This is a genomic window from Fluviicola sp. (assembly GCF_030151805.1).
Classification (GTDB): Bacteria; Bacteroidota; Bacteroidia; order Flavobacteriales_D; family Crocinitomicaceae; genus Fluviicola.
This window is the reverse complement of the sequence record NZ_JASLCN010000414.1, coordinates 1-8,497: the sequence shown is the minus strand read 5'-3', so window position 1 is coordinate 8,497 and position 8,497 is coordinate 1. Positions and strand designations below refer to the sequence as shown.

The following is an 8,497-nucleotide window of genomic DNA, read 5'->3' as shown; positions in this document are numbered from 1 at the left end:
GAACTGAGAATCTTGAAACGAACGAACTCTTGCAACGTGCAGAAACCTTGTTAAGTCAGTTAGCTTCCTAGAATGCTTTTTTCTTAGAATATTTGTAGTAAAAAGGCTTGCTTTTTGATTTTTTTACTACTTTTACGCACACAAAACACAAATTAGTACACCATGAGCATTTTCGGTATTGTATTATTTCTTTTGATTGGAGGTATGGCATTTTGGATGTTGTTATTCTTAATGGGGTTTGTTCTTCCTTTCTGGATTACATTGGGAATTAACCAACAAATGCGTCCGAAGCGTGTTTTTGAAAAAGACGACGAAGCAGATAAAAAATAATCTGAATCAATCATATTTAGAAGGCCTTGCAAGTTTTGCGAGGCTTTTTTGTTTTCCGGAAAATCCAAAAGGAAAGATCTGACGTATCTGATTCATAACCTTAAAAAAACGAATATGAAAAAGTCAATTTTATCCCTGGCGATTGCTGCTTCTGTAACAGCATTTGGAGTAACAAGTTGTGGTAGTGGAAACGAAGAGAAAGCGTCTGAAGAAGCGAAAATGGAGGCTTCTGATAAGATGCCGGTGAAACCCGAAGCAGAAAAAGAAGAGCCTTATGTATTGGTTGGCGGAGCGAAAATGGTTCCTTCAAAAGACATCGTAGATAATGCAATGGGTTCTGCAGATCATACCACGTTGGTTGCAGCGGTGAAAGCCGCAGGTTTGGTTGAAACCTTGAAAGGAGACGGTCCGTTCACGGTGTTTGCTCCTACCAATGCAGCATTCGATAAATTGCCGAAAGGAACAGTAGAAAATCTGTTGAAACCGGAGAATAAAGGAAAATTAACTTCCGTATTGACGTATCATGTGGTTCCGGGAGCTATCAAATCAGGGGATTTGAAAAACGGACAAACATTGAAAACCGTTCAGGGAGAAAATCTGATGATCACAGAAAAAGATGGAAAATGGTTTGTAAATGGAGCTCAGATTACCATTGCAGACGTGATTTCTTCCAACGGAGTAACGTATGTGATTGATGCGGTAGTGCTTCCGAAGAAAATGTAATTGACTAACTGAACATAACTTTAACTTTTGCGTTACGAACCGATCCGTCAGTTGACAGGTCGGTTTTTTTGTTTGAAGATTTCTCAGACCAAAAGAAAAGATAAAAGCTTTATATTTACTGCACTTACTACTAGAAAACAATCATGAAAGGAATCCTTTTATTTGTTTGGGTATTTGCTTTTTCGAGCGGATTTACTCAGACTTTACTTCATTGCGGAAGTGATGAAATGGAACAAAAACTATTTCAGGAACATCCCGAATACCAACACGCTTTTTTGCGATCGAAGCAAAAACTTGAATGGTTTACAAGGCAATTTCAGGCAAATCCTCCGAAATCCGGGGCAACGTATATTATTCCTGTTGTATTTCACATCATCCACAACAATGGAACGGAAAACATCAGTAATTCCCAGATTCACGATGCAATTGAACAGGTAAACCTGCAATACCGCAAGCTCAACCCCGACACGAATCAGATTGTTCCGGCCTTTCAATCCATTGCAGCGGATGCCCAGATTGAAATTCGTTTGGCTCAGATCGACCCGGATGGAAATTGTACTTCCGGAATTACCAGAACAGTTTCTCCGTTGACATATGCCGGAGATCACCAGGTGAAAGATCTGATTCACTGGCCGCCTGAAAAATACCTCAATATTTATGTGTGTTTCGATGCCGCAGGTTTGGCAGGGCATGCTTTGATGCCGGCTGTTGCAGACACGATTCCCGAATGGGACGGAATTGTAATTCGCCATGATTATGTAGGGACGATCGGAACTTCGGATTATTTCAGGAGAACAGTTCTTTCGCATGAAATCGGTCATTACTTGAATCTCTATCACATCTGGGGAGGAAACAACGTGCCGAATTTTTATTATTTACCGGTTGGAAATGCCGGAAATTGCGCTTACGATGATGAAGTAACAGATACTCCGAACACGATTGGCTGGTCGAGTTGCAACCTCGGAGCAAGTTCTTGCGGCGGCCCGGACAATGTGCAGAATTACATGGATTATGCCTATTGTGCGTTGATGTTTACAGAAGGTCAGAAAGTGCGCATGCATGCAGCATTGAACTCATCTGTTGCGCAACGGAATAATTTGTGGTCCACCGGTAATTTAAACGCCACCGGAACGAATGATTTGTCGTTTCAGCTTTGTGAGGCGAAATTTGAAACAAGCAAGCGGGTAATCTGCCAGGGAGATACCGTTCTTTTTAAAGATGTTTCATCACATGGTATAACGAACCGATTGTGGAATTTTAGCGGAGGAACGGTTCTCGGATCTTTAACGGATGAAACGGTGACGGTTTTGTTTAATCAGACAGGAATGTATGATGTGGGGATCAAAGTGAGTAACGGAACGGACACCCTGGAAATTTCACTCTCGGATTACGTGACGGTAATTCCCAATATTGGGACAGAACATGGTAAAACGGAAGGTTTTGAAGATGGTTTTTCAGGATTTGAAAGCAGATGGCATGTGAACGAATCTGTACAAACCTATAATTGGGAAATCGCTTCCACTGGTTTTCAGAGCGCTCAATCCATTCAAATCAATAACTTCGATGCGGGTTCCAACCAGGCTTATGAATTCACCTCCGATCCTTTGGATTTGTCAGGATTCACCAGTTTGGCTGTTTCTTTCGATTGGGCTTATGCTCAGAGAACGATCAACGATGCGGATTTGTTCCGGATCATGATTTCCAATGACTGCGGGGAAACATGGCAGATTAAAAAGACGTATACGGGTTCGGGCTTATTAAAATCGGTGAGTCAGTTGTGGACAACGCCATTCGAACCGGCTTCTCTCAATGAATGGGCAAGTGATACAGCGATTGTTAACGGGGCAGTCAATTTCACCAATCGGACACAAATCAGGTTCCGTTTTGAATCAAAAGGAGGGAATAATTTCTTTTTGGATAACATCCGGATCGGGAAACTGAACGAATTGGGACTTTCAGAGCCGGGTAATGAGCAAGCGTTGATGCTTTATCCCAATCCTGCTGAAAAAGGTGGTTTTGCACTTTTGAAATGGAATTCCGGGATTTCCCCAAAAACCATTCAATTATCGGATGCCCGGGGAAGAATTGTTTTTGAAGAAAAGAACCTCCAGGAAACAAGCGATTCGTATTTTATTCCACTTACAAATCTGAATGCAGGATATTATTTGGTGAAAGTGGATGGAGCAGGAGGAATTCATTCAATTCCCTTACTTTTGAAGTAGTAGGATATTGGTTGCTTCAGCTGTTTCTATATTATTACCAGGGTAAGTTGTGCATAAGTGTACACTTATCCCCTCAATTAGAATTTAGAACGAAAATGGAGCCGTTAGAGTCGAATTTTGAGAAATGAAGTGATTCTTAATGAGAAAAATAGTAGGGATTAAGTAGATTGTTGAAAAACTTTACTATCTTTGCCCTCCAAATTAAATTTTAAAACATCTGTTATGTACGCAATAGTAGAAATAGCAGGGCAGCAATTTAAAGTGCAAAAAGACCAAAAAATCTTTGTACACCGTTTAGACGCTGAAGCAGGATCGAAAGTAGAATTTGATCGTGTTTTATTGGTAGACAATGGTGGAAAAGTGAATATTGGCGCCCCAGCTATCGCAGGAGCATTAGTTACTGCTCAAGTGAATGATCACGTTAAAGGTGATACGGTTATCATTTTCCGTAAGAAACGTAGAAAAGGATATGTGAAAAGAAACGGTCACCGTCAATCTTTTACACAAATTACGATTACAGATATTAAAGGGTAATTCTCCGTTAATCGACGGATAAAAAATTAGAAAAGATGGCACATAAAAAAGGAGTCGGTAGTTCCAAAAACGGTCGCGAATCACATAGCAAACGTCTAGGAGTGAAAATTTTCGGTGGACAAGCTGCAATCGCTGGGAACATTATTGTTCGTCAACGCGGTACTGCACACCACCCGGGAGAGCATGTTGGGATCGGTAAAGATCACACATTATATGCTTTAACTGACGGAACAGTTGAGTTCCGTAAAAAAAGAGATAATCGTTCGTTTGTATCGGTGGTTCCATTTGAAACTACGGAGGCTTAATCGAATAATATAAATTTTTTGAGAAAGGTGAGTTCCGACAGTTTCGGGATTCGCCTTTTTTCGTTTTAATTTACCAATTTTATACCCGATTCACTCCGGTGAATCAACATTTAAATTCAATTCATATGTTAGAAATGACCAAAATCCGCGCTGAACGTGATGAGATCATCACCGCATTAAAAAAGCGCAACATTGATGTGACGGAAACTATTGATGCAATTATTGCGAAAGACCAGCAATGGCGTTCAGCAAAGACGTCCATGGAATCTATTGCGTCCGAATTGAATAAGATTGCAAAGGAAATTGGTGAATTTTTCAAAAGTGGTAAAACTTCCGAGGCGGAAGCTGCAAAAACGAAAACTGCTGACCTAAAACAAGAGGAGCATCAATTGAAATTGCAGGTAGATGCGCTGGAAAATGAAATTATACAGTTACTTTACCAGGTTCCGAATGTTCCGAATACCTTGGTAGTTGCAGGTAAGAACGAGGAAGATAACGAAACAATCGAGGTTGTTGGTGAGCCGGCTGTGTTGCATAATAATGCATTGCCGCATTGGGAATTGACTAAGAAATTTGACCTGATCGATTTCGAATTAGGAGTTAAAATTACAGGAGCTGGTTTCCCGGTTTACAAAGGAAAAGGAGCGAAATTGCAACGCGCTTTGATTCAATTCTTCCTGGAAGAAGCTGAAAAAGCAGGTTACGAAGAGTTCATTGTTCCTCACGTAGTGAACGAAGCGAGTGCTTACGGTACAGGACAATTACCGGATAAAGAAGGTCAGATGTATCACATGCCGGTGGATGATTTGTATATGATCCCGACAGCAGAAGTTCCATTGACGAATATTTACCGCGATGTGGTTCTTCCGGACGAAAATTTCTCTATCAAGATGACGGGTTACACTCCTTGTTTCAGAAGAGAAGCAGGAAGTTACGGCGCGCATGTTCGTGGCTTGAACCGTTTGCATCAGTTTGATAAGGTAGAAATTGTTCGTATCGAACACCCCCGTAATGCGGAAAGAGCTTTGACCGAAATGGTGAACCATGTGAAAGGTTTATTGGAGAAATTAGGTTTGCACTACCGCGTTTTGCGTTTGTGTGGTGGCGACACTGGTTTTGCTTCTGCAATGACTTACGATTTCGAAGTGTTTTCTGCTGCTCAGGAGAAATGGCTGGAAGTGAGTTCTTGTTCCCGTTTTGATACGTTCCAGGCGAATCGCCTGAAATTGCGTTTCAAAGGAGCGGATAAGAAGAATTATTTAGCACATACCCTGAATGGTTCTGCGTTGGCTCTTCCGAGAATTATGGCATCTATTATGGAAAATTATCAGACCCTGATGGTATTGAAATTCCGGAGGTGCTGCATAAGTATACCGGGTTTACGCGAATTGATTGATTCTTATAAGATCATCAAGATCCCTTCTGTTGTTGTGACGGAGGGGATTTTTTGTTTGGTAAAATCCTCCCCCTCAGTCCCCCCTGCAAAGGGAGAGATTTTTAATCTTCTTTCAAAAAGAGAATTCAATCATTTTCATCTTAAATTTTCGAAGTAAGTTTTAATCCTTAAAGGGGAATTTTCGCGTTCCCCCTTTGGAGGGGGACCAAGGGGGAGGATATACAGTATACGTTTCGTTTGCTTTATGCTTTACGACAGTATCTGAAAAACAATCATTTTATGTAATTTAGTATCATGCTGAGAATACTGTCTTTTTTAATACTGCTTACTTCCCTTGCTTCCTGCGGGAACAAACTGGGCAAGTTTGAAGAAGATGTATTGTTTTCGAAAGCAACCAACGACACCGTTCAAAAACTCCTTCAGGAATTAGATACTAACCAGGTATTGAAATTGCGCGGGAAATCGAAAATCATGCTGTTGAACTTCAATATTGAATTGGGAAATGACACGCTCGATATGGAAACGGCAAAAGAAATCGACGGATTTATTCAGGCTTATAGGGCTACGGATTTTTTCACGACCGAAATCAGGAACCTTGGAAAAGCACAGCAGGAACAAAAAAAACGATTGAAACTGCTACAGTCTGATATTGAAAACGGAGCCGGAGATCGTGCGTTGTATTACGAATCCGTTCAGTTTGAATTAAAGGAAGCGACCGAAATTCGGAAGCACAGCCGGAATCTGGAGAAACAATTTATAGAATTTAAACATTCTTACGAGCAATTTAAACCTATTTTTGAACGTTTTAAAGTCGAACATTCACCTTCAATGCAGTAAGTACTTAATGAAACACCTGATTATTTTTTGTTGCCTGTTCTTTTCCCTTGCTCTTTCCGCGCAAACGAGCACAGATCAGCAATTGGCCAATTTGTACTACAACAACGGAGAGTTTGACAAAGCACTTCCCTATTTCGAGAAGATCATCAACAAGCAAAGCACCAAGTTTGATCAGCTGCGTTACGTGGATTGCCTGGAAAAAACCAATCAACCGAAAGACGCTGAGAAATTTCTCAAAAAACTGATTTCCAATTCAAATGATTTCGATTACACCATTGCACTGGGAGATTTGTACGAACGAACCGAGCGCACTTCACAAACAGAGAAATTGTACAATGATCGCATCAAACAAGTCACTTCAAACGGTTACGAGGTTGTTGAGTTATACAATTCATTCATCAAAAAAGGAAAAGTTGATTGGGGATTGAAAACCCTTGAAGCGGGGCGGAAAGAATTGAAGAAAAGTTATCCGTTGCAGGTTCAGTTTGCAGAAGTGTATTCCCTTTTGGGAAGAACCGACGAAATGATTGATGAGTATTTCGAAGTGTTGGATTTGTACCCGAATTACGCGAGTAATATTCAGAATGCATTAACGAAACAAATTGACTTCACGGAAGATAAAACCGGGGTGTATCAAAAATTAAAAGACAAGCTCCTTGTCCGGATTCAGAAGAAACCCAATGATTTCATCTATTCGGAAATGTTGATCTGGTTATTCATTCAAAAGAAAGAATTCAAAGCGGCATTAACGCAAACACAGGCTTTGGACCGCAGGGAAAAAGGAAACGGATACCGTGTCATGGATCTGGCGGAAACATGTGTGGAAAACAGTGACTATGCGGCGGCACGCCTCGCATATAAATACATTATTGACCAGGGACCGCAAAATCCGAATTACTATACGGCATACAGTTCCTTATTGAATATCCGTTACCGCGAAATTACCATCGAGAAAAAGTACCAGCCACAGGATATTGCCGATGCTGAAAGAGAATACAGACAAGGTTTGAAGTTGTTAGGCTGGGGAAGAAATGCCGTGTATACGGCAAAAGAACTGGCTGAGATCAAAGCATATTACGGAAACGATGCAGAAGGAGCGGCGTTATTGCTCGACAGTTGTCTGGCAGTTCCCGGATTATCCGACTTCGAAAGAGCGCAGGTGAAAATGGCTTTGGCAGACGTGTTAATCCTGAAAGACGATATCTGGCAGGCTTCTTTGTACTACATGCAAATCGACAAAGACTTTAAGTTCGAAGCAATCGGATCGGAAGCGAAATTCAAAAACGCACGCGTATTTTATTACGACGGAGATTTCAAATTTGCTCAATCACAGTTAGATGTTCTGAAAGAGTCGACCAGTAAACTCATTGCAAATGACGCGATGAAATTATCCGTATTAATCACCGATAATTTAGGTCTGGACAGCAATTACACAGCCATGTACCAATTTGCGCAAGCAGATTTATTGTTGGAACAGCATCAGTTCGATCGTGCATTCAAACTCTACGATTCGATCAATGCTGCATTTCCGGCTCACGGATTAGCAGATGAAATACTGTTCCGTAAAGCACAAGCCATGGAATACCAGGGAAAATGGCAGGAAGCACTGGATTATCTGAACCGCATTTACACGTATTACAAAGACGACATCTTAGCCGACGATGCTATTTTTCAGATTGCAGAAATCTACGAAAAGAACCTCCACGACAAAGAAAAAGCGGCAGAATACTACAAGAAAATTCTCTTTGAATGCAAAGGAAGTTTGCTCACGGTAGAAGCCCGGAAACGTTATCGGGCATTGCGCGGGGATGTTTCAGATTCGGAAGATTTGTAATTTCCGGGTTTAAATTTCGAAAAAATCATATTTCATAACTGAAAATTTTATTTCTCATAAATGTGCATAAATTGCTTTAAAACCAAAGGTTTTAGAGTTTTTTAGCATGTAAAACAGGAAGTTTAAAATGTTAAAAATCAGTTTTTAAGCTGAATTATATCAGAAAAATAGTTAAAATTGGCTCATAACTATTATTCACAGATATGAAAAGCACTATTCAAACAAGTCTTTGGACGATGCTACTACTATTCAGTCATCAGTCATTTTCACAAACAAATAGTATTCCTGCTTCCGGGAATGTAGGAATCGGAACAAC

7 protein-coding genes and 1 pseudogene are annotated in these 8,497 nt (G+C 40.6%); all 8 read left to right on the top strand.

Going from position 1 to position 8,497, the window contains the following annotated elements; translation table 11 throughout:
* Positions 1-162: 162 nt before the first annotated feature.
* The 8 genes and pseudogenes from Q1V93_RS15695 to Q1V93_RS15660 all read left to right on the top strand — a co-directional run bounded on the left by Q1V93_RS15695 (position 163) and on the right by Q1V93_RS15660 (position 8,181).
* Positions 163-330 carry a hypothetical protein gene (locus Q1V93_RS15695; protein WP_300665955.1) on the top strand — a complete coding sequence of 56 codons (168 nt, stop codon included), beginning with the start codon at positions 163-165 and terminating at the stop codon, positions 328-330.
* Positions 331-567: 237 nt separating this feature from the next.
* Positions 568-1,053 (top strand): fasciclin domain-containing protein, encoded by a 486-nt coding sequence (locus Q1V93_RS15690; protein WP_300665957.1) that lies wholly within the window; start codon positions 568-570, stop codon positions 1,051-1,053.
* A gap of 143 nt (positions 1,054-1,196) precedes the next feature.
* Complete coding sequence (locus Q1V93_RS15685) at positions 1,197-3,275, top strand: M43 family zinc metalloprotease (protein WP_300665954.1); 2,079 nt, start codon at positions 1,197-1,199, stop codon at positions 3,273-3,275.
* 222 nt (positions 3,276-3,497) lie between these two features.
* The gene (gene rplU / locus Q1V93_RS15680) at positions 3,498-3,809 is read left to right on the top strand and encodes a 50S ribosomal protein L21 (protein WP_300665953.1); all 312 of its coding nucleotides are present in this window, start codon (positions 3,498-3,500) and stop codon (positions 3,807-3,809) included.
* A gap of 35 nt (positions 3,810-3,844) precedes the next feature.
* Positions 3,845-4,114, top strand: coding sequence for a 50S ribosomal protein L27 (gene rpmA, locus Q1V93_RS15675; RefSeq protein ID WP_124747051.1), 270 nt, complete (start codon positions 3,845-3,847; stop codon positions 4,112-4,114).
* 125 nt (positions 4,115-4,239) lie between these two features.
* Positions 4,240-5,510, top strand: a pseudogene (gene serS / locus Q1V93_RS15670) (serine--tRNA ligase).
* A 294-nt stretch (positions 5,511-5,804) separates the two neighbouring features.
* Positions 5,805-6,347 carry a hypothetical protein gene (locus Q1V93_RS15665; RefSeq protein ID WP_300665951.1) on the top strand — a complete coding sequence of 181 codons (543 nt, stop codon included), beginning with the start codon at positions 5,805-5,807 and terminating at the stop codon, positions 6,345-6,347.
* 7 nt (positions 6,348-6,354) lie between these two features.
* The gene (locus Q1V93_RS15660) at positions 6,355-8,181 is read left to right on the top strand and encodes a tetratricopeptide repeat protein (RefSeq protein WP_300665949.1); all 1,827 of its coding nucleotides are present in this window, start codon (positions 6,355-6,357) and stop codon (positions 8,179-8,181) included.
* The last annotated feature ends 316 nt before the right edge of the window (positions 8,182-8,497 follow it).

Excerpts from the sequence above, each read along its gene's own strand:
- Q1V93_RS15695 (WP_300665955.1), top strand. The coding sequence starts at position 163 with ATGAGCATTTTCGGTATTGTATTATTTCTTTTGATTGGAGGTATGGCA.
- Q1V93_RS15690 (WP_300665957.1), top strand. The coding sequence starts at position 568 with ATGCCGGTGAAACCCGAAGCAGAAAAAGAAGAGCCTTATGTATTGGTT.
- Q1V93_RS15685 (WP_300665954.1), top strand. The coding sequence starts at position 1,197 with ATGAAAGGAATCCTTTTATTTGTTTGGGTATTTGCTTTTTCGAGCGGA.
- rplU (WP_300665953.1), top strand. The coding sequence starts at position 3,498 with ATGTACGCAATAGTAGAAATAGCAGGGCAGCAATTTAAAGTGCAAAAA.
- rpmA (WP_124747051.1), top strand. The coding sequence starts at position 3,845 with ATGGCACATAAAAAAGGAGTCGGTAGTTCCAAAAACGGTCGCGAATCA.
- Q1V93_RS15665 (WP_300665951.1), top strand. The coding sequence starts at position 5,805 with ATGCTGAGAATACTGTCTTTTTTAATACTGCTTACTTCCCTTGCTTCC.
- Q1V93_RS15660 (WP_300665949.1), top strand. The coding sequence starts at position 6,355 with ATGAAACACCTGATTATTTTTTGTTGCCTGTTCTTTTCCCTTGCTCTT.